General features: G+C 68.4%; 22 protein-coding genes. 10 read left to right on the forward strand and 12 right to left on the reverse strand.

Annotation, left to right across the window (positions count from 1 at the left end; genetic code table 11):
• From ACY34M_RS36510 to dnaA, 3 genes are all read right to left on the reverse strand, one after another.
• On the reverse strand, positions 1 to 297 hold a 297-nt coding region (locus ACY34M_RS36510), incomplete at its 3' end, for an NAD(P)-binding domain-containing protein (protein ID WP_462720857.1).
• A 163-nt stretch (positions 298 to 460) separates the two neighbouring features.
• Positions 461 to 1,591, reverse strand: coding sequence for a DNA polymerase III subunit beta (gene dnaN / locus ACY34M_RS36515; protein ID WP_462720856.1), 1,131 nt, complete (start codon positions 1,589 to 1,591; stop codon positions 461 to 463).
• Positions 1,592 to 2,565: 974 nt separating this feature from the next.
• Entirely contained in the window at positions 2,566 to 4,725 is a 2,160-nt protein-coding gene (dnaA, locus tag ACY34M_RS36520; protein ID WP_462720855.1) for a chromosomal replication initiator protein DnaA, read from the reverse strand.
• Positions 4,726 to 5,107: 382 nt separating this feature from the next.
• Here dnaA and rpmH point away from each other — a divergent pair, with 382 nt between their 5' ends.
• The 9 genes from rpmH (at position 5,108) to ACY34M_RS36565 (ending at position 12,095) form a co-directional block, all read left to right on the forward strand.
• Complete coding sequence (gene rpmH / locus ACY34M_RS36525) at positions 5,108 to 5,245, forward strand: 50S ribosomal protein L34 (protein ID WP_003949374.1); 138 nt, start codon at positions 5,108 to 5,110, stop codon at positions 5,243 to 5,245.
• Positions 5,246 to 5,264: 19 nt separating this feature from the next.
• Entirely contained in the window at positions 5,265 to 5,636 is a 372-nt protein-coding gene (gene rnpA / locus ACY34M_RS36530) for a ribonuclease P protein component (RefSeq protein WP_462720854.1), read from the forward strand.
• Positions 5,633 to 5,983 carry a membrane protein insertion efficiency factor YidD gene (gene yidD / locus ACY34M_RS36535; protein ID WP_462720853.1) on the forward strand — a complete coding sequence of 117 codons (351 nt, stop codon included), beginning with the start codon at positions 5,633 to 5,635 and terminating at the stop codon, positions 5,981 to 5,983. Before rnpA ends, yidD begins: the two co-directional genes overlap by 4 nt.
• Positions 5,984 to 5,991: 8 nt before the next feature.
• On the forward strand, positions 5,992 to 7,311 hold the full coding sequence (yidC, locus tag ACY34M_RS36540) for a membrane protein insertase YidC (protein WP_462720852.1): 1,320 nt from the start codon (positions 5,992 to 5,994) through the stop codon (positions 7,309 to 7,311).
• Between the two features lie 53 nt (positions 7,312 to 7,364).
• Positions 7,365 to 7,877, forward strand: coding sequence for a Jag family protein (locus ACY34M_RS36545; RefSeq protein WP_462720851.1), 513 nt, complete (start codon positions 7,365 to 7,367; stop codon positions 7,875 to 7,877).
• Between the two features lie 110 nt (positions 7,878 to 7,987).
• Positions 7,988 to 8,704 (forward strand): 16S rRNA (guanine(527)-N(7))-methyltransferase RsmG, encoded by a 717-nt coding sequence (gene rsmG, locus ACY34M_RS36550; protein WP_356386560.1) that lies wholly within the window; start codon positions 7,988 to 7,990, stop codon positions 8,702 to 8,704.
• Between the two features lie 295 nt (positions 8,705 to 8,999).
• Positions 9,000 to 10,076 carry a ParA family protein gene (locus tag ACY34M_RS36555; RefSeq protein WP_462720869.1) on the forward strand — a complete coding sequence of 359 codons (1,077 nt, stop codon included), beginning with the start codon at positions 9,000 to 9,002 and terminating at the stop codon, positions 10,074 to 10,076.
• Entirely contained in the window at positions 10,073 to 11,173 is a 1,101-nt protein-coding gene (locus tag ACY34M_RS36560) for a ParB/RepB/Spo0J family partition protein (RefSeq protein WP_462720850.1), read from the forward strand. Before ACY34M_RS36555 ends, ACY34M_RS36560 begins: the two co-directional genes overlap by 4 nt.
• Before the next feature lie 304 nt (positions 11,174 to 11,477).
• Complete coding sequence (locus tag ACY34M_RS36565; RefSeq protein WP_462720849.1) at positions 11,478 to 12,095, forward strand: GNAT family N-acetyltransferase; 618 nt, start codon at positions 11,478 to 11,480, stop codon at positions 12,093 to 12,095.
• A 105-nt stretch (positions 12,096 to 12,200) separates the two neighbouring features.
• Here ACY34M_RS36565 and trxA read toward each other — a convergent pair whose 3' ends face one another.
• The 7 genes from trxA to ACY34M_RS36600 all read right to left on the reverse strand — a co-directional run bounded on the left by trxA (position 12,201) and on the right by ACY34M_RS36600 (position 21,759).
• Entirely contained in the window at positions 12,201 to 12,533 is a 333-nt protein-coding gene (gene trxA, locus ACY34M_RS36570) for a thioredoxin (protein WP_389282929.1), read from the reverse strand.
• A gap of 47 nt (positions 12,534 to 12,580) precedes the next feature.
• Positions 12,581 to 13,558 (reverse strand): thioredoxin-disulfide reductase, encoded by a 978-nt coding sequence (trxB, locus tag ACY34M_RS36575; RefSeq protein ID WP_462720848.1) that lies wholly within the window; start codon positions 13,556 to 13,558, stop codon positions 12,581 to 12,583.
• 118 nt (positions 13,559 to 13,676) lie between these two features.
• Positions 13,677 to 14,510, reverse strand: a complete 834-nt coding sequence (locus ACY34M_RS36580; protein ID WP_462720847.1) for an anti-sigma factor family protein — start codon at positions 14,508 to 14,510, stop codon at positions 13,677 to 13,679.
• A complete protein-coding gene (sigM, locus tag ACY34M_RS36585) occupies positions 14,507 to 15,220 on the reverse strand; it encodes an RNA polymerase sigma factor SigM (RefSeq protein WP_462720846.1) in 714 nt (237 codons plus the stop codon). Before sigM ends, ACY34M_RS36580 begins: the two co-directional genes overlap by 4 nt.
• A gap of 34 nt (positions 15,221 to 15,254) precedes the next feature.
• Positions 15,255 to 16,976 carry a protein kinase family protein gene (locus tag ACY34M_RS36590; protein ID WP_462720845.1) on the reverse strand — a complete coding sequence of 574 codons (1,722 nt, stop codon included), beginning with the start codon at positions 16,974 to 16,976 and terminating at the stop codon, positions 15,255 to 15,257.
• Positions 16,977 to 17,097: 121 nt separating this feature from the next.
• Complete coding sequence (murJ, locus tag ACY34M_RS36595; RefSeq protein ID WP_462720844.1) at positions 17,098 to 19,344, reverse strand: murein biosynthesis integral membrane protein MurJ; 2,247 nt, start codon at positions 19,342 to 19,344, stop codon at positions 17,098 to 17,100.
• A 45-nt stretch (positions 19,345 to 19,389) separates the two neighbouring features.
• Entirely contained in the window at positions 19,390 to 21,759 is a 2,370-nt protein-coding gene (locus ACY34M_RS36600; protein ID WP_462720843.1) for a DUF6049 family protein, read from the reverse strand.
• 194 nt (positions 21,760 to 21,953) lie between these two features.
• On the opposite strand from ACY34M_RS36600, the gene ACY34M_RS36605 reads away from it, so the two are divergent.
• A complete protein-coding gene (locus tag ACY34M_RS36605; protein ID WP_462720842.1) occupies positions 21,954 to 23,402 on the forward strand; it encodes a CCA tRNA nucleotidyltransferase in 1,449 nt (482 codons plus the stop codon).
• Between the two features lie 72 nt (positions 23,403 to 23,474).
• Here the strand turns inward: ACY34M_RS36605 and ACY34M_RS36610 are convergent, their stop codons facing one another.
• A complete protein-coding gene (locus ACY34M_RS36610; RefSeq protein WP_462720841.1) occupies positions 23,475 to 24,734 on the reverse strand; it encodes an MFS transporter in 1,260 nt (419 codons plus the stop codon).
• A 124-nt stretch (positions 24,735 to 24,858) separates the two neighbouring features.
• On the reverse strand, positions 24,859 to 25,941 hold the full coding sequence (locus tag ACY34M_RS36615; protein WP_462720840.1) for an inositol-3-phosphate synthase: 1,083 nt from the start codon (positions 25,939 to 25,941) through the stop codon (positions 24,859 to 24,861).
• Positions 25,942 to 25,972 lie beyond the last annotated feature (31 nt).

The following is a 25,972-nucleotide window of genomic DNA, read 5'->3' on the forward strand; positions in this document are numbered from 1 at the left end:
CAGCTCCTCGGCGTGCTTCTCGTCGTCCGTCCAGCGCGAGTTGCCGCCGTCGACGACGATGTCGCCCGCGGAGAGCAGCTCGCCGAGCTCGTCGATCGTGGACTGGGTCGCGGCGCCGGCCGGGACCATCACCCACACCACACGCGGGCCCTTGAGCTTGCCCACAAGCTCTTCGAGGCTGTGGACATCCGCGAGGTCCGGATTGCGGTCGTAGCCGAAGACGGTGTGGCCTGCGCGGCGGATGCGCTCGCGCATGTTGCCGCCCATCTTGCCGAGGCCGACGAGACCGAGCTCCATCAGTGGTTCCTTACGTTGCGACGAGCGTGAGGTGGTGCGGGGGCGGTACGAGAGCACGCGCGCGTGGCCTCCCGTACCTGCATCCGAGCCTAAACCCGGACGCTCCCGCACACCTGTGGGCATAGCCGCTCAGGCGAACCCGAGCGACCTGCCCTCAGAGACCTCAGCCGGAGAGCCGCACCGGCATGATCAGGTACTTGTACGCGTCGTCCGCCTCGGCGTCCACGGCCGGCTTGCCGGAGAGCAGCGCGGGCTTGGTGGACGTCGTGAACGACAGCTGGGCGACCGGGGAGTCGATCGCGCTCAGGCCGTCGAGCAGGAAGGTCGGGTTGAAGGCGATCGAGATGTCGTCGCCGTCCAGCTGGGCGTCGACCCTCTCCACAGCCTGTGCGTCGTCGCTGGAGCCGGCCTCCAGGATGAGCACGCCCTGCTCGAAGCTGAGCCGCACCGGGGTGTTGCGCTCGGCGACGAGGGCCACGCGCTTGACGGCCTCCACGAAGGGGGCGGTCTCGATCACGGCCACGGAGTTGAACTCCGTCGGGAACAGCGTGCGGTACTTCGGCAGGTCGCCCTCGAGGAGGCGGGTGGTGGTGCGGCGGCCCGCGCCCTCGAAGCCGATGAGGCCCTCGCCCGCACCGGAGCCGGCGAGCGCCAGCGTGACCGTGTCACCGCTCGTGAGCGCCTTGGCGGTGTCCAGGAGCGTCTTGGCGGGCACCAGGGCGACCGCGGAGGCCTCCGGGTCCTCCGGCTTCCAGAGGAACTCGCGGACGGCGAAGCGGTAGCGGTCGGTCGACGCCAGCGTCACCGTGTCGCCCTCGATCTCGATACGCACACCGGTGAGGACGGGCAGCGTGTCGTCACGGCCGGCGGCGATGGCCACCTGGGAGGCGGCGGCCGCGAAGACCTCACCGGGGACGGTGCCCGTGGCGGTCGGCATCTGCGGCAGCGCCGGGTACTCCTCCACAGGAAGCGTGTGGAGTGTGAATCGCGAGGAGCCGCAGACAACGGTCGCTCGTACACCGTCTGTGGAGATCTCCACCGGCCGGTTGGGCAGAGCGCGGCAGATGTCGGCGAGCAGGCGACCGGAGACAAGCACCGTGCCTTCCTCGTCGACCTCCGCGTCCACCGATACGCGTGCCGAGACCTCGTAGTCGAAGCTCGACAGGCTGAGTGCGCCTTCCTCGGCCTTCAGCAGAAGGCCCGCGAGGACGGGCGCAGGCGGTCGTGCCGGAAGGCTGCGCGCCGCCCAGGCCACCGCCTCCGCGAGTACGTCGCGTTCCACCCGGATCTTCACTTAAGCCGCCTCCTGCAGTTGCTGGCTGCTCTCGCCCTGCTTGGTCTTCGGTCTGCCGTCTGCATCGGCAGACGTGGTGTCGCTCGGCCCACAGATGGGGAGAACACCGGGGAACAGTCTGACGCACGGCACTGACAGTCGTTGCCTGCCTCGGTCAAGTCGCGCCGAACCGAGGTCGAGGTGCCGGGAGCGAGTTGTGCACAGACCCCACTTCGAAACGAATTCCCAGCTCTTACTAGTTGGAGGTAGTAGTAGGGGCTGTGGAAAGCGTGGATAACCGCTAAATCGCAGGTCAGAGGCGGTTTTTTGTCCACTGCGGCTGTGGGCCGAGACGGTGGACAACCGGCGTTCGCTGTGGACGGCCGAAAGTTCTGCACACCCGATGCACAGGCTTGGGTGACTTCTCCCCAGCGCCGTCCCCAGCTTTACCCCGGTTCTCCCCAGCCCAACCGACCACCTTGGTGTGACGCCTTTCACTCTCGGAGGTGAGGAGGCGCGTCGCGTTGCCGAACAGTGGACAGCCGTGTGGAGAAGCTCTTGATCGCTGTGCACAACGGCCCCGAGCCTGTGGGTTGCCGGTGGACAACGTCATGCACAGCCTGTGGAGGAAGATTCTTTCCACAGTCTGTGGAGATCACTTTTCCACGAATCCACAGCCTTCTGACCTGCTCTGATGCCCTGTCACCGGGGACCGCTGTGGATGCTGTCTGGACAACTCTGCAGTCCCCGGGGTGTGGACCGCAGAAACCCGGTGGATCTGTGGAGAACACCCGTAACTCGCCTTGGAATCGAACACCGGCGGGTGGACAGGCCCGCGGCAGACACGCGGCAGACGTGCGGCGGACACGTGACAGACCCGCGGCAGACCCGCGGCAGACTCGCATCGGGCCCCCATCAGGGGCCGCCTCAGGCAGCAAGAAGGGCGCTCCGGGAGTCGTTCCCGAAGCGCCCTGAAGGCCGTAACCGGGCTGCTGTCAGCCGTTCTTGATGCGGTTGGTGAGCTCGGTGACCTGGTTGTAGATGGAGCGCCGCTCGGCCATCAGCGCGCGAATCTTGCGGTCCGCGTGCATCACGGTCGTGTGGTCGCGCCCGCCGAACTGGGCGCCGATCTTCGGCAGCGAGAGGTCGGTCAGCTCACGGCACAGGTACATCGCGATCTGCCGGGCCGTCACGAGGACGCGGCTGCGCGAGGATCCGCAGAGATCCTCCACGGTGAGCCCGAAGTAGTCCGCGGTCGCCGCCATGATCGCCGACGCCGTGATCTCGGGGGCCGCGTCCTCGCCACCCGGAATCAGGTCCTTGAGGACGATCTCCGTCAGACCCAGGTCCACAGGCTGTCGATTGAGCGACGCGAACGCCGTGACGCGAATCAACGCCCCTTCCAGCTCCCGGATGTTGCGAGAGATGCGGGACGCGATGAACTCGAGCACTTCCGGAGGCGCGTTGAGCTGCTCCTGCACCGCCTTCTTACGAAGGATCGCGATACGGGTCTCCAGCTCCGGCGGCTGGACGTCCGTGATCAAGCCCCACTCGAACCGGTTGCGCAGCCGGTCCTCCAGGGTCACCAGCTGCTTGGGCGGCCGGTCGCTGGAGAGCACGATCTGCTTGTTGGCGTTGTGGAGCGTGTTGAAGGTGTGGAAGAACTCCTCCTGCGTCGACTCCTTGTCCGCGAGGAACTGGATGTCGTCGACAAGAAGGATGTCCATCTCGCGGTACCGCTTGCGGAAGGAGTCGCCCTTGCCGTCGCGGATCGAGTTGATGAACTCGTTGGTGAACTCCTCGGAGCTCACGTACCGCACGCGCGTACCGGGGTACAAGCTGCGCGCGTAGTGCCCGATCGCATGCAGGAGGTGCGTCTTGCCGAGGCCCGATTCCCCATAGATGAACAGGGGGTTGTACGCCTTGGCGGGCGCCTCGGCGACGGCGACCGCGGCCGCGTGCGCGAAGCGGTTCGACGCGCCGATGACGAACGTGTCGAAGAGGTACTTGGGGTTCAGGCGCGCCGTCGGCTCACCGGGACCGGTCGCCGGCGCGGGCTGTGCCGCCAGCGGGCCGGGCGCGCCACTGGGCACGCCACGGTTTCCGTGCCCCGAGGGGCCGCCGGGACCTGAAGGAGGGATGTGCCCGCCGTCCTGGTTCGGCCGACCGCCCATCGGGGGCTTGCCGGGCTCACGCCGCTGCGGCCGCTCGCGCGAGGGCTCGTAGGAACCGCGCTCCTCGTAGGACGACCGCTCTTCATAAGAAGAGCGGTCCTCGTATGAGCGGTCCTCAAAAGGTCGGTCTTCATAAGAAGAGCGGTCTTCGTACGAGGAACGGTCCTCATAAGAGGAGCGGTCTTCATAGGAGGGGCGGGTGTCCGCCTTCTGCTCGTACGAACTCTGCTCGTACGGAGGGCGCTCCTGCTGCTGGTCGTAGCGGCCGCGCTCCTGCTCGTACGGCTGCTGCTGGTCGTAGGGCGACCGTTCCTGCTGCCGGTAGTCGTGCTGCGGCTGCTGCGCGGGCGTCCCGTACGGGTCGCGCTCCGGGAAGCCGAGGCGGGGCTGTTGCCAGTTGTAGTCGTCCTGCTGCGGACGCGGCCAGGCGCCCGGCTCGGGGCGCTGGTAGTCCGGGTAGGCGGGACGGGCGGTCGGGAGCTGGTCGGGTCGGGGTGCGGGCGGCTGTTCGGACCGCGGGCCCTGGCCCTGGCCGTGCTCGTCCGCGCCGCGGCGCTCGTACCCCTCGTAGCTCTCCCGCTTCTCGTACGTCTCCCGGTTGTCGAACGCGTCACGCTTCGGGCCGGGGGACTGCTGCGGCTCGGGGGGCTCGTAGCGGTGCTGCTGGGCCGACGGGGGCGGGGGCGTGGGGGCGGGCGGCTCGCCCACGGAGTCGTCGACGGTGATCGCGATCCGGATGGGGCGGCCGCACTCGCGGCTGAGGGTCTCGCTGACGACCGGGGCCAGGCGCCCCTCGAGTACGCCCTTCGCGAATTCGTTCGGCACGGCGAGCAGAGCGGTGTCGGCGACGAGCGCCAACGGCTGGCAGCGCCGGATCCAGTGTTCGTCCTTCGTCTCGACGCCCTGCCCGCGGTTTTCCCCGAGGAGTTGCTCCAGTACTCGTGGCCACACTGCGGCAAGATCGGCAGGTACGTCAGCCACAGGGCACGCTCTCTCGCTGGTCCCACGAACGTGTGATTCCTGGGACGGATCGGGAAGAAAATCGGGTGGGGCGGTGGGAAGGGAACGAATCGGAGTTCAGCCACGGTAGTCAGCGCGACCGCTGCGGTTCAAGTTGTTGTCCCCAGCCTGTGGACAGTGTCCCCCGCATGACGCCGGTTTGACCGGATGGCGTAGCCGCGCGTACCGTAACCAGGTCGAGTTGTCGATGGCTGCTGCCGCCTGCCTCCGATGGGCAAGGTCACGATCCACAGTTCTTGCGGGCCGTGTAGCGGTGCACTCGGGCGTATTCGCGAGCTACTCGTGGGCGCACGGTGACAGCCAGGCGATGTCCCGCCACCACACGTTTTTCAGGAGCCCCCGAGTGAGCAAGCGCACCTTCCAGCCGAACAACCGCCGCCGCGCCAAGACCCACGGCTTCCGCCTGCGCATGCGTACCCGTGCCGGCCGCGCGATTCTCGCGTCCCGCCGTGGCAAGGGTCGCGCGCGCCTGTCCGCCTGATCGCGGAACAGGTCATGACGTGCTGCCTACCGAGTATCGGCTGAGGCGGCGCGAAGACTTCGCGACCGCGGTACGCCGAGGACGTCGGGCCGGACGCCCGCTTCTCGTCGTCCATCTACGCAGCGGTTCAACGGACCCGCACGTGCCCGGGGAGGCCACCTCCCCGCCGCGTGCGGGTTTCGTTGTGAGCAAGGCCGTGGGTGGAGCCGTCGTACGGAACGCGGTGAAGCGCAGGCTTCGCCACCTCATGCGCGACCGGGTGGCTTTGTTGCCCCCAGGTAGCCTGGTAGTCGTACGCGCGTTGCCCGGAGCGGGCGACGCGACCCACGCACAGCTGGCCCGAGACCTGGATGCCGCCCTGAAGCGGCTGCTGGGAGGGGGCGCGCGATGAAGTACCCACTGCTCGCCTTGATCAAGATCTACCAGTGGACGATCAGTCCACTGCTCGGTCCGGTGTGCAAGTACTACCCGTCGTGCTCCCACTATGGCTTCACCGCCATCGACCGGCACGGGGCAATCAAGGGAACAGCACTCACCGCCTGGCGGATCCTTCGGTGCAATCCGTGGTCGCTGGGCGGTGTCGACTACGTTCCGCCACGCAAGCGTCCGCGCTGGCACGAGATGCTGCGCGAGGCATGGCGCGGGGACAAAGAAACGGCCCCCGCCGTTGAGGGCGACAGCCCCTCTGCACAGGACAATAAGTCCGGAGCGACTTCGCCCAACGCCCAAGGAGCCTGATCAGGGACATGATTTCCGATATCGTCAACGCGATTTCCGGCGTTTTCGCGTTCCTCACGACCCCTGTGTCGTGGGTCATCGTCCAGTTCCATACGGTCTACGGGGCGATCTTCGGCCCTGATACCGGCTGGGCCTGGGGCCTGTCGATCGTGTCCCTGGTGGTCCTGATCCGGATCTGCCTGATCCCGCTCTTCGTGAAGCAGATCAAGTCGACCCGGAACATGCAGCTGCTCCAGCCTCAGATGAAGGCGATCCAGGAGCGCTACAAGAACGACAAGCAGCGTCAGTCCGAAGAGATGATGAAGCTGTACAAGGAGACGGGTACCAACCCGCTCTCCTCGTGCCTTCCGATTCTCGTGCAGTCGCCGTTCTTCTTCGCCCTGTACCACGTGCTCGCGGCCATCGCCGAGGGCAAGCCCAAGGGCGTCATCGACCAGGCGCTGCTGGACAGCGCCCAGAAGGCGCACATCTTCGGCGCCCCGCTGGCCGCGAAGTTCACCGACAGCGCCAATGAGGTCGCCGCCATGGGCGCCTCGCTGACCGACGTCCGTGTCGTCACCGCGGTCATGATCATCATGATGTCGGCGTCGCAGTTCTACACGCAGCGCCAGCTGATGACGAAGAACGTCGACCTGACGGTGAAGACGCCGTTCATGCAGCAGCAGAAGATGCTGATGTACGTCTTCCCGCTGATCTTCCTCTTCATGGGTATCAACTTCCCCGTCGGTGTCCTCGTCTACTGGCTGACCACCAACGTGTGGACCATGGGCCAGCAGATGTACGTGATCAGCCGGAACCCCACTCCGGGCTCCAAGGCCCAGTCCAAGATGCTCGAGGGCCTGCAGAAGCACGTCGTCCAGCACAGCGCCACGAGGAACAAGCGCGAGCGGAACATCGTCAAGGCGATCGTCGCCAAGGGCCGCGACCGCAACGAGTACGAGCGCAAGTTCATCAACGGCCTGAACAAGGCCGGTCTCGCCGCACAGACCGACGGCACCGTGGCCAAGGGTGCCGCGGAGGAGCTGGACGAGGACGGCATGCCGAAGGGCACGCCGAAGCGCCAGCAGCCCAAGCGCCAGTCCAAGTCGCAGCGCCAGTCCGGAGCCTCGGGAGCCCAGGGCTCGACCAGGGCCGACGCCGACTCCGCCGAGTCGGAGAAGACGTCGCTGGACAAGGAGGACGGGCCGCAGGACGCCAAGCCGCAGGCCAAGGCCAAGCAGTCCGGTGGTGCCAAGCCCGCCGGCGGCTCGCAGCAGCAGCGCAGCAAGGCCAAGTCCCAGCAGCGCAAGGGCGGCCCCCAGCGGCCGAAGTCCCCGTCCAAGAAGTAAGACCTCGACGTAAGACGTTGGCGCAAGCCTTGACGCAAGAAGGAGCCCATCCCGTGACGGAAGGCACCACCTCCGCCGCTGCTGAGGGTGGCGACACCCTGACTCGCCTCGAGCAGGAGGGCGAGATCGCCGCGGACTACCTCGAGGGTCTGCTGGACATCGCCGACCTCGACGGTGACATCGACATGGACGTTGAGGCCGACCGGGCCGCCGTGTCCATCGTCAGCGACGTGAGCAGCCGCGATCTCCAGAAGCTGGTCGGCCGCGACGGAGAGGTCCTGGAGGCCCTCCAGGAGCTGACCCGCCTCGCGGTGCACCGGGAGACCGGGGACCGCAGCCGCCTGATGCTGGACATCGCCGGTTACCGCGCCAAGAAGCGCGCCGAGCTCACCGAGCAGGGCGCCAAGGCCGCGGCCGAGGTGAAGAACACCGGGGAACCGGTCAAGATGAACCCGATGACGCCCTTCGAGCGCAAGGTCGTGCACGACGCCATCAAGGCGGCCGGCCTGCGCAGTGAGTCCGAGGGCGAGGAGCCGCAGCGCTTCGTCGTCGTGCTTCCTGCCTGATCGGCAGCACGTCGCCTTCCGGCCCCGTCTGTTTCGCAGGCGGGGCCGATCTTTGTCAGCCTGTTAGTCAGTCACTCACTGCGGTAGCGCGGTACGGAAGGACGGTCCCCGTGACGGAGGCAGCAGAACTCCCCCCGGCCCCGGAGCAGGCCCGGGCGGTATTCGGCGAGCGCTTCCCGGACGCGGTCCGGTACGCGGAGCTCCTCGCTGACGCGGGAGTACAGCGCGGCCTCATCGGTCCTCGCGAGGTTCCGCGTCTGTGGGAGCGGCACATCCTGAACTGCGCCGTGCTTTCCGAGGTGGTTCCCGAGGGCGTCACCGTGTGCGACGTCGGTTCGGGCGCGGGCCTGCCGGGCATTCCGCTGGCCCTGGTCCGCCCGGACCTCAAGATCACCCTGCTGGAGCCGTTGCTCCGTCGTACGACCTTCCTGACCGAGGTCGTCGAGCTGCTCGGGCTCGACCATGTGACCGTGGTGCGCGGACGGGCCGAGGAGGTCCTCGGGAAGCTGACCCCCGTCCATGTCGTCACCGCCCGCGCCGTGGCCCCGCTGGACCGGCTGGCCGCCTGGGGCGTCCCGCTGCTCCGGCCGTACGGTGAGATGCTGGCACTCAAGGGCGACACGGCCGAGGAAGAGCTCAAGAACGCGGCCACCGCCCTGAGCAAGCTCGGCGCTGTGGAGACATCGGTCCTGCATGTCGGCGAAGGCGTCGTGGATCCCCTCTCCACCGTCGTACGCGTCGAGGTCGGGGAGAGCCCCGGCGGCGTGCGGTTCGCGGCGAAGCGCGCCAAGGCAGCCCGCACGGGGCGCGCCCGACGCCGACGCTGAGCACAGCGGCGCTGTGATGATGGCGACTGATCCGTTCTGACGGTCGGCAGTACTCCACAAAAGCTGCCAAACGTACGCATCTCGGGGTGTCGCGCAGGAGCGCATCGGGCTGCGGTGCATCGTGTTTCACGTGAAACGTCGCTCACTGTTGCAGGGCATCATCAGTCGCGGCCGCGCGGCGGCCGCTCCCCGCGACCGAAAACCCCTCGGATCCCTCGATACGGACACGGAGTTGTCCACAGAGGGGGATTCATCCACAGAAGCACGGGCCTCGCTGGTTCTTGACCCCGAAGGCATGGGAGGCTCTGTTCATTGCGAGCCTGAAGTCGAGGAGAGTGAATCCTTGCGGTCCGACGCCAACATCGCGGGACCGATGACCGATCCGGTCCCCGGTCCCCGTACCGAGTCGGTGGGGGAGGATGTTTCACGTGAAACGCCGCCCCCGATGGACGACACCCCCATCGGTCGTTCTGCCCAACTGGCAGTAGAAGCTCTCGGTCGCGCGGGCGAGGGCCTGCCACGTCCGGAGCAGACCCGCGTCATGGTGGTGGCCAATCAGAAGGGTGGGGTCGGCAAAACCACGACAACGGTCAACCTTGCTGCCTCACTCGCGGTGCACGGCGCCCGCGTTCTGGTGGTGGACCTGGACCCACAGGGCAACGCCTCCACGGCTCTGGGCATTGACCATCACGCCGAAGTGCCCTCCGTGTACGACGTATTGGTCGACAGCAGGCCGCTGTCCGAAGTCGTCCAGCCCGTCCCCGATGTCGAAGGCCTCTTCTGTGCCCCGGCCACCATCGATCTCGCCGGTGCGGAGATCGAGCTGGTCTCTCTGGTCGCGCGGGAGAGCCGACTGCAGCGCGCCATCCAGGCGTACGAGCAGCCGCTGGACTACATCCTCATCGACTGTCCGCCGTCGCTCGGCCTCCTGACGATCAATGCTCTGGTCGCCGGCGCGGAAGTACTGATTCCGATCCAGTGCGAGTACTACGCGCTGGAGGGCCTCGGGCAGCTCCTGCGGAACGTGGATCTGGTGCGGGGGCATCTCAACCCCAACCTGCACGTCTCCACGATCCTCCTCACGATGTACGACGGACGGACCCGGCTGGCTTCCCAGGTCGCCGACGAAGTTCGCAACCACTTCGGGGGCGAGGTTCTGCGCACGAGCATTCCGCGCTCGGTGCGTATCTCGGAGGCCCCGAGCTACGGGCAGACCGTGTTGACCTACGATCCAGGGTCGAGTGGGGCACTCTCCTACCTCGAAGCTGCGCGAGAGATGGCGCTGCGCGGGGTCGGGATTCACTACGAAGCCCAGAACGCCCACACGGGCACTCAACTTGACCAGCAAAGTACGGCGGAGGGGATGCAGTGAGCGATCGACGGAGAGGACTGGGCCGAGGACTCGGCGCGCTGATCCCGGCTGCCCCCACGCCCGAGCAGTCGGCCCCGGCCACGCAGACGGGAGGAGCGTCGACGTCTCCTGCCTCTGTTCCGACGCTGACGACCGAGCGCGGAGTGGCGGCCGCGAAGGTGGCAGCGTTGTCGCAGCCGCCTGTTTCACGGGAAACCGAGGAGTCGGCGACCCCGGCGGCCGAGGAGTTCGCGGCTCCCGCGGGAGCGCACTTCGCCGAGCTGCCGCTCGACGCCATCACGCCCAACCCGCGTCAGCCGCGTGAGGTGTTCGACGAGGACGCCCTCGCCGAACTCATCACGTCCATCAAGGAAGTCGGGCTGCTGCAGCCCGTCGTCGTGCGCCAGGTGGGCTCGGGCTACGAGCTCATCATGGGCGAGCGGCGCTGGAGGGCCTGCCGAGAGGCGGGACTTGAGCGCATCCCGGCCATCGTGCGCGCCACGGACGACGAGAAGCTCCTTCTCGACGCCCTCCTCGAGAACCTGCACCGCGCGCAGCTGAACCCGCTGGAAGAGGCCGCGGCCTACGACCAGTTGCTCAAGGACTTCAACTGCACGCACGACCAGCTGGCGGACCGGATCGGTCGCTCCCGCCCGCAGGTGTCCAACACGCTGCGACTGCTGAAGCTCTCGCCGGCTGTCCAGCGCCGGGTGGCAGCGGGCGTGCTGTCGGCGGGACATGCGCGTGCTCTGCTCTCCGTCGAGGACTCGGAGGAGCAGGACCGGCTGGCCCACCGCATCGTCGCCGAGGGGCTGTCGGTGCGGGCCGTCGAGGAGATCGTGACCCTCATGGGCACGGGCCCCAAGAGCAACGCACGGGCCAAGGGACCGCGGGCCGGCGCTCGTGTCTCCCCGGCGCTGAGTGATCTGGCCACGCGGCTCTCCGACCGCTTCGAGACGCGGGTGAAGGTCGACCTCGGGCAGAAGAAGGGCAAGATTGTCGTCGAATTCGCCTCGATGGACGACCTGTCGCGCATCCTCGGCTCGCTCGCTCCCGGTGAGGGACCGGTTCTGCAGAACGGTCTCCCCGAGGAGACTGAGGGAGACGAACAGGACTGACCACCGCCCTGTTGCGATCAGAGAGCGGGCCGTGTCCGGCATGTACCGGAACACGGCCCGCTCTTTGCTTTTCTACGGTATCGAGTGAATCCCATCGTGGTTACGATGCGACGGGAAGAGCGCATCTACCCGGCGGCACCTCATACAGGAGGCGGGTCATGCGATCGGTGAGTCGCACCGGACTGATGACCGCAGGCCTCGGCCTTGGCGCGGTCGGCGGATTCGTCGGCAGCCTGCTCAGGGAACGGAGCGCTCTGACGGCCGCCCGCGCATCGGCGGGCGAAGGAAGCGAGGAACTGCCTTCATGGGGCGTCGGCTCGTACCGCTCACGCTGGACAACCTCCCGGACCTCCCCAAGCGTTGCCGTTCATGTGTCTTCTGGGAGCTGGACCCGGTCAGCGGCCAGGCCGCGGTAAAGGCGGGCACGCCCGAACTGGAGAAGGAAGCGTGGATCTCCGCTGTCCTTCTGGAGTGGGGCTCCTGCGGACGCGTCGTCTACGTGGATGACGTCCCGGTCGGCTTCGTGGTCTACGCGCCACCCGCGTACGTCCCCCGATCCACTGCCTTCCCGACGAGTCCGGTGTCCCCCGACGCCGTTCAGCTCATGACGGCCTGGATCTCTCCCGACTATCAGGGGCAGGGACTGGGCCGGGTCATCGTGCAGACCGTCGCGAAGGATCTGCTGCGTCGAGGCTTCAAGGCGATCGAGGCTTTCGGCGACGCCCAGTGGAAGGGGCCCGCCTGTCTGCTTCCCGCGGACCATCTGCTGGCGGTCGGATTCAAGACCGTGCGACCCCATCCCTCGTATCCGCGGCTGCGCCTTGAACTACGGACGACGCTGTCCTGGAAGGAAGACGTCGAGATGGCGCTGGACCGGCTTCTGGGGGCCGTACAGAAGGAACCGGCCCTCCGGCCCCTGTGACGGCCCGCCGGGCTCTCAAACGGAAACAGGCCCACCCCGCAGGGGTGGGCCCGTTCGTGTTTCACGTGAAACAACGACCGCCGTCCGTGGAACGGCGTCGCCTGATTACTCGGCGATGAAGTCCTCGAGGTCGCGCACGATGGCGGCCTTCGGCTTGGCACCGACGATGGTCTTCGCGACCTCGCCACCCTGGTACACGTTCAGGGTCGGGATCGACATGACGCCGTACTTGGCGGCCGTGCCCGGGTTCTCGTCGATGTTGAGCTTGACGACCTCGATCTTGTCGCCGTGCTCGGCGGCAATGGCCTCGAGCGACGGGGCGATCTGACGGCACGGACCGCACCAGGCGGCCCAGAAGTCGACCAGGACGGGCTTGTCGCTCTTCAGGACGTCCTCGTCGAAGGTGGCGTCCGTGACGTTCTTCAGGTTGCCGGCCACAGCAGGCTCCTCATTTCTTGGGGGATTACGGGACTGGGGAGTTCGGGTCAGACGCTGGCGGTCTGGGTCTTCTCGGGCTCGGCGGCCTCGCCGTCGGAGAGCGAGGCCAGGAAGCGCTCGGCGTCGAGAGCGGCGGAGCAGCCGGTGCCGGCCGCCGTGATCGCCTGACGGTAGGTGTGGTCCACGACGTCGCCGGCGCCGAAGACTCCGGTGAGGTTCGTGCGCGTCGAGGGCGCCTCGACCTTCAGGTAGCCCTCGTCGTCGAGCTCGAGCTGGCCCTTGAAGAGCTCCGTGCGCGGGTCGTGGCCGATCGCGATGAACAGGCCGGTGACCGGCAGCTCGGAGGTCTCGCCCGTCTTCAGGTTGCGCAGGGTCAGACCCGCGAGCTTCGGGTCGCCCTTGATCTCGGCGACCTCGCTGTCCCAGACGAACTTGATCTTCGGGTCGGCGAAGGCCCGCTCCTGCATCGCCTTCGAGGCGCGCAGGGTGTCACGGCGGTGCACGATCGTCACGGACTTGGCGAAGCGCGAAAGGAAGGTGGCCTCCTCCATCGCGGTGTCGCCGCCGCCGATCACGGCGATGTCCTGGTCCTTGAAGAAGAAGCCGTCACAGGTCGCGCACCAGGAGACGCCGCGACCGGAGAGCGCGTCCTCGTTCGGGAGGCCGAGCTTGCGGTGCTGAGAGCCGGTGGTGACGATGACGGCCTTCGCACGGTGCACGGTGCCCGCGGTGTCCGTCACGGTCTTGATCTCGCCGCTCAGGTCGACGGCCACGACGTCGTCGGGCACGAGCTCGGCACCGAAGCGCTCGGCCTGGCCGCGCATGTTGTCCATGAGCTCGGGGCCCATGATGCCGTCCTGGAAGCCGGGGAAGTTCTCCACGTCGGTCGTATTCATCAGCGCGCCACCAGCGGTGACGGCACCCTCGAACACGAGCGGCTTCAGCGACGCGCGCGCGGTGTAGAGCGCCGCCGTGTAGCCGGCGGGCCCGGAGCCGATGATGATCACGTTACGGACGTCGCTCACGGCTTGATTCCTCGTCTCTGCGGGACTGCTGCGTACTGCCAGGGGGAGCCATTCGGAGGACTCTCACCCCACCCAACGGATCCTACGGGGCATGCATTCCCGACGTGCCCGGCCACACCTAGCGAGTGTTCTTGAGCGTCCCTGAGCCGTGGTCGTAATCGTGCTTGTACAGCAGCGTGCCCGCGGAGTCGGATGTGCCGACACAGGAGGAGTCCACGACGAAGGCCGTGACCCGGTGGGCAGGGTCGGTCTTGTGGGGCAGCACGACGAGGTAGGCCTGCTTTCCTTCGTACGTGCCTGTCTCCGCGGCGAGTGGGTCCTCGTTCCGGTGGGTGCCGAGCTGGACGCACTGGGGGACCGAGACGGCGCGCTTCTGCATCGGCGCCTTCGTCCCCTGAGCGCTGGGCCCCGCTTCTTCCGTGCCGAGTGTCGAGGGGCCGAGCAGCGTCGTGACCTTCGTCTCCAACGTGTCCTTGGCGAAGGTCGACGAGGTGTGGTTCTTGCGCGCGGCCGGGGATCCGTCATCGCTCTGGATGACCAGGGTCCCCACGCCGATCGCGGTGACCGTCAGGACGGCCCCGAGCACGGCACCGGTGCGCCTCCTGCGTCCGCGTGCCTTGCGGCCCGGTCCGGTGGTGGCTGGCGGGTGCCCGGCGGGGCGGTCGGCCGCGGTCGATGTTTCACGTGAAACGGGCCGCGTTTCACGACCGACTTCGGCGGCCAAGGCCGCATCGATCCGGCTCGCGATCTCCTCGGGCATCGACGGAGGGCTCGACACGGCACCAAGCGTGCCCCGGATCTCCTCCAGGGACGAAAGGACGTCGGCGCACAGTGCGCAGCCGTCGAGGTGCTGCTGGACGTCGGTCGTCCGGGCGGGAGGCAGCAGACCCTCGGCGAGCTCGGAGAGCTCGGTGACCTCCGGGTGTTCTGCCGTGTCGGTCGTGGATGTCACGCTCGCCCACCTCCGCCCTTCACCGCAGCCGAATTTCCTGGTCCTGCCTCATCACGAGGCCCCGCTGCGGGTGGGACGGATGTCCCCTGCGCCCGGTTCCTTCCGGGGGGCGGGTTCTCGCCACCTTCCTCGCTCCCGTTCTCCGTACGCAGATGCGTCAGCATCGGAAGCAGCTTGGCTCTGCCCCGCGCGCAGCGGCTCTTGACCGTGCCGGTGGGTACATCGAGGATCCGGGCGGCCTCGGCCACCGGATATCCCTGCATGTCGACGAGGACGAGGGCGGCCCGCTGGTCGCCGGGCAGGACCGAGAGCGCCTCAAGGAGCTCACGGTGCAGATCGTCCCGCTCGACCGGGGCCTCCGCGGACTCGTGCGGCTCCAGGAGCTGGTCCAGGCGGTCGGCGTCGTCCACGGGCGCGGTCTTGCGCGAGGCCATCTTTCGGGCCCGGTCCAGGCACGCGTTCACGGTGATGCGGTGCAGCCAGGTGGTCACCGCGGACTGGCCGCGGAAGGTATGGGCGGCGCGATAGGCCGAGACCAGTGCGTCCTGCACCGCGTCCGCGGCCTCCTCGCGGTCCCCCAGCGTCCGCAGAGCCACCGCCCAGAGGCGGTCCCGATGGCGGCGGACGATCTCACCGAAGGCGTCCTTGTCGCCCGCGACATGTCGGCTGAGGAGGTCCTGATCGCTCGCCTCGCCGTAGGCGTCGTCCACGGTCGAACCCCCTCCCCCTGGTGAGCCGCACCCGTCAGCCGGTGAACTCCACGTCGGTGATGCCCTGCTTGTAGCCCGCGCTGCTGTACCCATCCTGGCCTGCGTGGGGCAGGGCGGTCAGCCAGACGAGCACATAGCGTGTCTTCACCGGGTCATCGGCTGTGATCTTGGCGGAGGTGGTCTTCGAGTCGGTCTTGGTCCCGATCTGCTTCAGACCGGACACCGGGCCCGGGTTGAGGGACTCGGCGGCGTACAGGGAGACCGTCGTGTGGTCGCCGCCGTACCGGAGCCCTATCGAGGCGGCCGACACGTTCTTGGCGGAGCCGAGGTCGTAGACGATGCCGACGCCGGGCTTGATGACCATCTTCGGGCCATCGACGAAGGACTTGGTCCGCCAGTACGTCGACTCGCTGTCGTCGTACGTCTTGGCGACGTCGGCCGGCGCCTGGGCGTCGCCCTCGGCGACGAATTCCTTGGCGCTCGAGATGGAGATCGGCTTGGCGTCCTGCTTGCCGCCCTTACCGCTGTCGTCCGAGGTGTCCGTGGAGCCGGCGCTGCCCGTGTTGCCGCGGTCCATGAGGGCGTCCGCGAGCTGCCAGCTGCCCAGGCCGAGCGCCGCGATGAGCAGCGCGGAGACGGCCCACTTGAGGGCCTTGCCGGTACGGCTCTGCAGCGGGGGCGGCGGCGTGGGAACGGGCTGGGTGGCGTGCGGGGCCGTGCGGCCGTAGCTCCCCTGCTGGTACGTGGTCCGCTGGTACTCCGGGGGCGCCGTGAAGGCGGGCTCCGGCGGGCGGATCTTGGGCATCTCGCCGATGGCCTTCACCAGGTCCTCCGGCGTGGTGCACGGCGGCTCTTGGCGCGACGCGGTCGCCCCGTCGTTGGCCAGTGCGCGCATGGAGAGCTCCGCAAGACCGCGGTGGACGCCGGCGCGCACCTGGTCGGGCGCGATGAGACCGACACCCTTGGGCAGTCCGGAGAGGCCGTACGCGTCGTCCTCGTACGGCCAGCGCTGGGTCAGGCAGGCGTACAGGAGCGCGCCGATCGCCTCGGTGTCGGCACGCTGCGGGGTGTCGCAGGTGATGCCGCGCAGCGCCGCGTTCACGGCGAGGCCGCGGATGCGCCACTGCCCGGTGGAGGTGCGCAGCACGGCGCTCGGCGTGAGGCGCAGATGGGCGAGGCCCTCACGGTGGGCGGCGGCCATGGCGTGGGAGACCTGGCTGACCATTTGGTACGCGTCGTGCACCTCGAGGGGGCCGAGGGCGAGCAGAGCGGTCAGCTCCGTCGCGTCGGGCAGCCACTCGTGGACGACGTAGACGAGATCGTTCTCCTCGACCGCGTCCAGTACCTGGACGAAGCGGGGGTCGCCCAGGAGAGCCGACGAGCGGGCCGCGGCGAGTACCGAACGGCCCCGCGGGTGATCGGCGGGGAGGATGTGCACACCGACGGCGCGGCGGAGCTTTTCGTCCACCGCACGCCAGCTGCTGAAACCGTCCAGACGGGTGACGCACTCCTCGAGGCGGTAGCGCCTGGCGAGCTTGTGGCCGCTGTGCAAATCGGGCGGCGAAGCCGTGCCAGGGCTCAGATGAGTCCCCGTCTCCGCGGTGTCCGCGGCCTCCTCGCGCGCCGAGGCGCCCTGATCCCCGGTCTTGGCCACCCCGTCGGCCGTGGCCTGCTCCGCCTTGTCCGCCTTGGCGGTCAGCGGTTCGTCACCGCTGTTGTCGGCCACGTCGACGGCAGCCGTGCTCCGTTCCGCCACCGTCGTTCCTGCCTCCCCATCCGTTGTGCTCACTCCGACGCCAAAGCCAATTGTGCCCACAGTCCGGCGCTATGCACGACACGCGGTGACCGTCGATGGTTGCACGCGCTGCCGGACGGATTCAGCGGCCGAGTCGACCGCGGACCATGCCGACCAGCGAATTCAGTTCTTCGATCCTCATCTTGCGGGCTGCCACGTAGAAGACCGCGAGCAGGGCCGCACTGCCCACGACCAGCGACGCGATCGAGCCGAACACGCCGTAGCCGAGTGCCTGCGTGACCGCGTACCCGATTCCGCCGCCGATGATCGTCGCCGGCAGCGACGCGAGGCAGAGCCGGGCGTACGTACGGACGACGTGCGAGCCGTCCAGGTCACCGCCGAGCCTATTGCGCAGCCGCCGCCAGGCGACACCGACGCCGATCGCGTACGCGATGCCGTAGGAGAGCGCCATGCCGACGACGGCCCACTGGGCGGGCAGGATCAGATAGCAGATGCCCGAGGCGGCGGCGTTGACCGCGGCGACGATGACCGTGTTGTAGAACGGCGTGCGCGTGTCCTCGTAGGCGTAGAAGCCACGGAGCACGACGTACTGCACGGAGTACGGGATGAGGCCGAGGCCGAACGCCATGAGGATGTAGCCCATGGACTTGGCGGCCTCGGTGCCGCTGGAGCCGAAGAGCAGGGTGCACATCGGGACGCCGAGCGCCACGAACATGAACGAGATCGGGACGATGGCCACGGCCGAGGTGCGCAGGCCAGAGGAGATGTCGTCGCGGACCGCGCCGGGGTCGCCGTCGTGCGCGGAGCGCGAGAGGCGCGGCAGCAGTGCGGCCATGACGGAGACGGTGATGATCGCCTGCGGCATGCCCCAGATCAGCTGGGAGTTCGAGTAGCCCATGATGCCCGCGCCGGCCTTGCCGGACGCCTCACCGGCCGCCGTGGCGAGCTGGGTGACGACCACGACGCCCGCCTGGTTGGCGAGGACGAACAGGACCGTCCACTTGGCGAGCTTGACGGCCTTGCCGAGCCCGTGGCCCTTCCAGTCGAAGCGCAGCCGGAAGCGGAAGCCGGTCTCGCGCAGGTACGGGATCATCGCCAGCGCCTGCACGAACAGGCCGAGCAGGGTGCCGATGCCGAGAAGGCGGACGCCCTCGTCCGGGATGGTGGTCACGCCCATGTGCGATTCGGCAGCGGTCCCGTAGACCCAGATGAACATGCCGAAGGTGAAGATCATGACGATGTTGTTCAGGACCGGGGTCCACATCATCGCGCCGAACTTGCCGCGGGCGTTCAGGACCTGCCCCATCACCACGTGCACACCCATGAAGAAGATCGTGGGCAGGCAGTAGCGGGCGAACGTGACGCCGACGCTGTTGGCGGCTTCGTTGCCGGCGATCGTCGGTGACATCGCGTGGATCAGCAGCGGCGCCGCGAAAACGACGAGCGCGACGATCGCTGCGAGCGCCACCATGACGAGGGTGAGCAGGCGGTTGGCGAAGGCCTCGCCGCCGTCGTCGTCCTCCTTCATGGCGCGCACCAGCTGGGGTACGAACACCGAGTTCAGGCCGCCACCGACGGTCAGGATGTAGATCATCGTCGGCAGCGTGTACGCCACGGTCCAGGTGTCACCGAGCAGCCCGGCACCGAGCGCCGCGGTGATCATCATGGTGCGGACGAAGCCGGTGAGGCGGGAGACGAGCGTGCCCGCCGCCATCACCGCGCTCGACTTCAGGAGGCTGGAGGCTCGGCCGCCCTTCTTCGGCGCGGGCGCCGGTGCGGGGGTGGCAGCCGGTGGCGGCGGGGGCTGCGGGGGGCCGAGCTGAGTGGTCGGGTTGTCGACCGGCTCGGTCGGCACGCGGCCCGCGCTGTTGCCGGGCTGCTGGTCGCGGTACAGGTGCGCGAAGGCGTCCGGTTCGTGCCGCTCCTCCGCGGAGTGCGTCACGAGGTCGTCGACTCCCACGAACTGCGTCGTACGGGCGTCGTCGCCGTACGGCAGGTGCTGGGTGGCGCTCGCCGGTTCCGGTGCGGGCGGCTGCGCCCACACGCGGGGGTCGGGCTGGTACTGCTGCGCGGGCGGCGGCGCGTACAGGGGCTGCTGCGCCTGCTGCGAGCCCGGCGGCGGTGGTGGGTGCGCGGCGCGGTCGTACAGCGCCTCGGTCACCGGGTCCTGGGCGGTCAGGTCGTGCGCCCGGTACGGATCCTGCTCGTACGCGTCCTGAAGGTACGCGTCCTGCGGATACGCGTCGGGAGCAGGCTGCGGCGGCGGCACCTGCCCCTCGGGCTGTTCTGAACCGGCGTACGGCCGGCCGTCGCCCGAGGCGGAGCCGCCCGAGCCGTGGCCACGCTCACCGTCGTACGGCGCGTTCATGGTTACCCCACCTCATCGTCCCCGGCCCAGCGGCCCCGACATCGCTCAACGGTCCACTCTCTCACCCGTGCCCGACGGGGCCGCGCTTTCCGGAGCGGTGTCAGCCGTCGGGTCACTCGGCTGCTGCGGAACGTCTGCCTGTGTGGTGGCCGTCGTGTCGCTGTCCGCCTCGTCGGCCTCTCCGCCCTCCGCGGCCGCGGAGTCACCCTCAGGGGCGTCCTCGTCGGGCTGTGCGGCGACGGCACGCTTGCGCTGCTGGTACATCCGGTACCCCGCCAGGACGAGCAACAGGACACCGCCGGCGATGACGAGCATCACGGTCGGAGTGACCTCGGTGACGTCGACCTTGAAGCGCAGCGGATCGCCGTAGGGCTCACCGTCCTGGGTGTACAGCTGGGCACGCACCCAGATAGGGCCGGTCGCCTTGGCCGTGGTCGTGAACTTCACGGACTGGCTGTGCCCGCTGGCGATCTTCACTTCCTGGTCCTGGAAGTTGTCGCCGCCGATCTTGAGGCGGGTGCCGTTGCCCGAGGTGAGGCGCAGCGTCAGGTGGTCGACGTCCTGCCACAGGTTGTTCTGCACCGACACGGGGATCGTCGCGCTGCGCCCGGAGAGCTTCACCTCGGACTTGTCGATCAGCGCCACCTGTTCGGTGAGGCCCGAGAGATACGAGGAGACCCCGTCGCGGAAGCTCCCCGACGCGCCGGAGCCGCCACGCCACGACGTGGACATCTCCCGGTCCATCGCACGGCCGAACGGCGTCACCACGCGGGACTGGTCGGTGAGGACGACCCTGAAGTTCTCGAGGTCGCGCTGGGTCGCCTGGATCTGCTCGAAGGCCGACTGCGGCAGCTCCTGCTTGCGCAGCGACGAGGGGTACGCGTTCGGGACCCGCGTGGTGGCGCCGGCGTCGGGCTTCGCCGTCGCGGCGGCCGACAAGGTCTGGGACTGAGACCAGTTGCCGTCCTGCAGCGCGTGCAGCGCCGTGGCCATGGACTGTGCCTGGCTCGCGGTGGGCGTGCGCTGCGGGGCCACGACGACGCTGCGCTGCTTGTCCGTCTGCATGTTCAGCATCAGGGACTGCGCGAGGAACTGCTGCACGGCGAGCGTGGAGTTCTCGGCGCCCGTCATGTCGCCCTGGAAAGCGGTCGACATACGGCCGTCGGCGACCACGGCCGTGGCGCCGCCGCCGATCGGCCGCGCGGCGGACGGCGTGTACGACAGGCCGCCGGTCTCCGGGAAGTGGTCGCTGCGCGCGATGATCTTGTCCGCGCCCGCGGACGTGGCGACCTTCACGATGTCCCGGTCGACGGCGCCCTCGGCGGGCCAGGCGTACGACGTGTCCGGCTTCGTGTGCAGGATCGTCTGCACCGTCAGGGAGGCGACGTCGGTGGCGTCCTTGAGGTGACCGAGGGACCCGGTGACCTTCGTGCCCGTGTGCGCGAGCGACGCCAGGTCCGGGTCGGCGAACGGGAGCGTGACCACCTTCTGGCCCTGTACGGCCGTCTCCAGGTCGCTCAGCCACTGCTTGGCGGCCGCCTGCCCCCTGCCCGACCTGAGCTTTCCGTCGCGGCCCTTGACCTTGTACGACTCCGTCATGGCGTCGACGGAGGCCAGCAGGTCGGGGTCGACCACCCAGGTCACGTCGAGCTCGCTGCCGAGCTCCAGCATCCGCTGCAGACGGCCGCCCGGGCCGATCTGCTTCGCCAGGTCGTTGTTGTCGAAGACCGGCGTCTGCTGTTCGTTCGCGCCCGTCTCGGCGGTGAGGTGGGAGTCGGAGATCAACGGCCACAGGGCCGTCGTCTTCGTGCTCCTGTCGGCGCTGTTCGGCTGCCAGGGCAGGAAGGTCCGCTGGATGCCGAGCGTCTGCTGGTACGGCTGGGCCGCGGTCTGTCCCGTCAGGGTGACGCTGAGCTGATAGACGCCGTCGGAGCCCAGATGCAGCGCCTTGACCGGGACGGACAGCGCGAAGTCCTGCGCGACGCCCGGCACCAACTTGGGCAGCTTCTCGCCGTACTTGCCGGATACCTCGTTGCCCTCCGCGGCGCCGCCCGTGCCGTTCTTCGCGGCGTTGTCGACGGCAGAGCGGCCGCTGTAGGACGTGCCGACCCGCAGACCCGCACGCGCGCCACTGACCGTCTGCTTGCCCTTGTTCGTCACCGTGCCGGTGACCTTTACTGTGTCGCCGTCCGTCGGCGCGCTGGGCGAGAGGGAGTTCACAGCCACATCGACCGTGCGGCTCCCTGTCGCGCTCGCGGCGGCCGTGGCCGGGGTGGCGGCACTCGCCGGGGCGGCGGGAGGCAGCAGCGGCAGCGACGCCAGGAGCGGCGCAGCCGCGAGCAGGGCTCCGGTGCGCCGCAGCAGTCGCCGTGCAGGTGAGGGACTCACCGTTGGAAGGTCTGCCGCCTCGGCCACGTGGTCGTCCGTCCCTCGTCGTCGTCGGTGGTCGCAGATGTGTCCACGCATGGTAACGAGGAGCACTGTGGCTGAGTGCCACGGTCTGCCCGGCATGATCGTGGGGCAAGAGTAGGGGGCCTTCGAAACGCTTCGGTCGCGGGCCCGTGGAACGGTTCGGTCCGGGCCGCCCGGGCCACGTACCCTGTCCTGTTGTGCCGAACGCCAATGAAGACACCCCCAGCGCCCTGAGCCAAGTGCAGCACCGCGCGGTCAGCGAGCTGCTGCGGGTCTCCCCTGTTGCCGACGATCTCGCCCGCCGATTCCAGGAGGCCGGGTTCTCCCTCGCCCTGGTCGGCGGTTCGGTACGGGACGCACTGCTCGGCCGGCTCGGCAACGACCTGGACTTCACCACCGACGCCCGACCCGAGGACGTACTGAAGATCGTCCGGCCCTGGGCCGACGCGGTCTGGGAGGTCGGGATCGCGTTCGGCACCGTCGGCTGCCAGAAGGACGGCTACCAGGTCGAGGTCACCACGTACCGGTCGGAGGCGTACGACCGCACCTCGCGCAAGCCCGAGGTCTCGTACGGCGACTCCATCGAAGAGGACCTGGTCCGCCGGGACTTCACCGTCAACGCGATGGCTGTGGCGCTCCCCGAGAAGGCGTTCATCGACCCGCACGGCGGCATCAAGGACCTCTCCGAGCGGGTGCTGCGCACGCCCGGCACCCCCGAGGACTCCTTCTCCGACGACCCGCTGCGGATGATGCGGGCCGCCCGCTTCGCCGCCCAGCTCGACTTCGAGGTCGCTCCCGAGGTCGTCGCCGCCATGAAGGCCATGGCGGGCCGTATCGAGATTGTCTCCGCCGAGCGGGTGCGTGACGAGCTCAACAAGCTGATCGTCTCCGCGCACCCGCGCAAGGGCCTGACGTTGCTCGTCGAGACCGGTCTGGCCGATTCCGTACTGCCCGAGCTGCCCGCGCTGCGCCTGGAGCGTGATGAGCACCACAGGCACAAGGACGTCTACGAACACACGCTGATCGTGCTCGAGCAGGCGATGGCCTTGGAGACCGATGGTCCCGACCTGACGCTGCGGCTCGCCGCGCTGCTCCACGACATCGGGAAGCCGCGCACCCGCCGCTTCGAGAAGGACGGCCGCGTCTCGTTCCACCATCACGAGGTGGTCGGAGCGAAGATGACGAAGAAGCGCATGACTGCGCTCAAGTACTCCAATGAACTGGTGAAGGACGTCTCGCGCCTCGTGGAGCTGCACCTGCGCTTCCACGGCTACGGCACCGGCGAGTGGACGGACTCCGCCGTGCGTCGTTATGTACGGGACGCAGGACCGCTCCTCGGCCGACTGCACAAGCTGACCCGCTCCGACTGCACGACGCGAAACAAGCGGAAGGCCAACGCGCTGTCGCGTGCGTACGACGGTCTCGAGGAGCGCATCGAGCGGCTCCAGGAGCAGGAGGAGCTGGACTCGATCAGGCCCGACCTCGACGGGAACCAGATCATGGAGATCCTCGGCGTCGGTCCGGGCCCGGTGATCGGGCAGGCGTACAAGTTCCTTCTGGAGCTGCGCCTTGAGAACGGGCCGATGGAGCACGACGCGGCCGTGTCGGCGCTCAAGGAGTGGTGGGCCGAAAGCTCTCAGGACTGAGACATACGCAACGCGTCGGGGCTCTGTTTCACGTGAAACAGAGCCCCGACGCGTATCCGGTGAGGCGATGTTTCACGTGAAACGTCGCCGCCCGTGCAGCGTGAGGGCGGTCACCCCGTAGAGGACCGACACCAGGACGACGAGAGGGACGGAGCGGCCGTCCGGCGGCAGCATCAGCGCCGCGACTCCGGCCGCGCCGACGAAGGAGACGTTGAACAGCACGTCGTAGACCGAGAAGATCCGGCCACGGAAGCCGTCGTCGACGGAGGACTGGACGACCGTGTCGGTGGCGATCTTCGAGGCCTGTGTGGTCAGTCCCAGAACGAACGCGGCCACCACGATCGGCGCGGGTTCGAAGGTGAGCCCCAGAGCGAGTTCCAGTATGGCCGCGGCACCGGCGCACAGGACGATCCACCCTGCGGCGCCCAACCGCCCGACGGCCGCCGGGGTGACTGTGGCCGCCACGAAGAAGCCCGCTCCCGAGACGCCCATGGCGAGACCGAGCAGGGCCAGGCCTTCGGACTCGGTGGACGACCATGCGTACCGGCACAGCATGAGCACCATGACGAGCAGGGCGCCGTAGCAGAACCGCATCACCGTCATCGCGGCGAGCGTGCGTGCGGCAGCCGGGCGTGAGGCGAGGTGCCGGACGCCGGAGGCGAGGTCTCGGGCGGTGCCGGCCAATGCCGCCCCCAGGCGTGGCTGGATCAACTCCGGGTCGGGGCCGAGAAGTTGTGCGTCCATGCGCAAGGAAGCGAGCGCGGCACACAGGTACAGCAACGCCCCGATGAGTACGACCGCGGCGTCCGAGTCCGAGGAGATCAGGCGCACGCCGAAGGCGAGGCCACCGCCCAGCGTCGCCGCGAGAGTCCCCGCGGTCGGCGAGAGGGAGTTGGCCATGACGAGGCGCTCCGCGTCGACGACACGGGGCAGCGCGGCCGAAAGCCCGGACAGGACGAAACGATTGACCGCGGTGACGCACAGCGCGGATGCGTAGAAGAGCCAGTCCGGGGCGTGGCTCAGCATGAGTGCGGCCGTCACGGAGGCGAGCAGCACCCGCAGCAGATTGCCGTACAGGAAGACCTGGCGGCGGCGCCAACGGTCGAGGAGAACGCCCGCGAACGGGCCCACAAGGGAGTACGGGAGCAGCAGCACCGCCATCGCGGACGCGATCGCGGCGGGGGACGTCTGCTTCTCCGGAGAGAACACCACGTACGTGGCGAGCGCCACCTGATACACGCCGTCCGCGCCCTGGGAGAGCAGCCGCAGCGTCAGCAGACGCCGAAAGTCGTGCAGGCGCAGGAGTACACGCAGGTCACGGACGACAGCCATGCGGCACAGCCTCACATATGAGAGGGGCCCCTGGCGCGCACACAACGTGCGAGCCAGGGGCCTCAACAACCTCCGGGCGGTGGGTGTTTCACGTGAAACACCCGAACCGGCCGTCAGGGGAAAGTCAGCGCTCGACCTCGCCCTTGATGAACTTCTCGACGTTCTCGAAGGCCTCGTCGTCGAAGTACTGCACCGGCGGGGACTTCATGAAGTACGAGGACGCGGAGAGGATCGGGCCGCCGATGCCGCGGTCCTTGGCGATCTTCGCGGCGCGCAGGGCGTCGATGATGACACCCGCGGAGTTCGGGGAGTCCCAGACCTCGAGCTTGTACTCCAGGTTCAGCGGGACCTCACCGAAGGCGCGGCCCTCGAGGCGGACGTACGCCCACTTGCGGTCGTCGAGCCACGCGACGTAGTCGGACGGGCCGATGTGGACGTTGTTCTCGCCCAGCTCGCGGTCGCGGATCTGCGAGGTGACGGCCTGCGTCTTCGAGATCTTCTTCGACTCGAGGCGGTCGCGCTCCAGCATGTTCTTGAAGTCCATGTTGCCGCCGACGTTGAGCTGCATCGTGCGCTCGAGGCGGACACCGCGGTCTTCGAAGAGCTTCGCCATCACGCGGTGCGTGATGGTCGCGCCGACCTGCGACTTGATGTCGTCACCGACGATCGGGACGCCGGCCTCGGTGAACTTGTCCGCCCACTCCTTGGTGCCGGCGATGAAGACCGGGAGGGCGTTGACGAACGCGACCTTGGCGTCGATGGCGCACTGGGCGTAGTACTTCGCCGCGTCGTCGGAGCCGACGGGCAGGTAGCAGACGAGAACGTCGACCTGCTTGTCCTTGAGGACCTGGACGACGTCGACCGGGGCCTCGGAGGACTCCTCGATCGTCTCGCGGTAGTAGCGGCCCAGACCGTCGAGAGTGTGACCACGCTGGACCTGGACGCCCTTGTTGGGCACGTCGGCGATCTTGATGGTGTTGTTCTCGGAGGCGCCGATGGCGTCCGCGAGGTCCAGGCCGACCTTCTTCGCGTCGACGTCGAACGCGGCGACGAACTCGACGTCACCGACGTGGTAGTCGCCGAACTGTACGTGCATCAGGCCCGGGACCTTGGTCTCCGGGTCGGCGTCCTTGTAGAACTCGACGCCCTGCACCAGCGAGGCGGCGCAGTTGCCCACGCCGACGATGGCTACGCGAACCGAACCCATTCCGGTTGCTCCCTGTGTGTACTCGGTGAAG

The organism is Streptomyces sp. EDA2-14, assembly GCF_054963755.1.

Coding starts and splice junctions, on each gene's coding strand:
- yidD (WP_462720853.1), top strand. CDS start 5,633: ATGAAGTACCCACTGCTCGCCTTGATCAAGATCTACCAGTGGACGATC.
- yidC (WP_462720852.1), top strand. CDS start 5,992: ATGATTTCCGATATCGTCAACGCGATTTCCGGCGTTTTCGCGTTCCTC.
- ACY34M_RS36555 (WP_462720869.1), top strand. CDS start 9,000: ATGGGAGGCTCTGTTCATTGCGAGCCTGAAGTCGAGGAGAGTGAATCC.
- ACY34M_RS36565 (WP_462720849.1), top strand. CDS start 11,478: ATGGGGCGTCGGCTCGTACCGCTCACGCTGGACAACCTCCCGGACCTC.
- murJ (WP_462720844.1), bottom strand. CDS start 19,344: ATGAACGCGCCGTACGACGGTGAGCGTGGCCACGGCTCGGGCGGCTCC.
- ACY34M_RS36610 (WP_462720841.1), bottom strand. CDS start 24,734: ATGGCTGTCGTCCGTGACCTGCGTGTACTCCTGCGCCTGCACGACTTT.
- ACY34M_RS36615 (WP_462720840.1), bottom strand. CDS start 25,941: ATGGGTTCGGTTCGCGTAGCCATCGTCGGCGTGGGCAACTGCGCCGCC.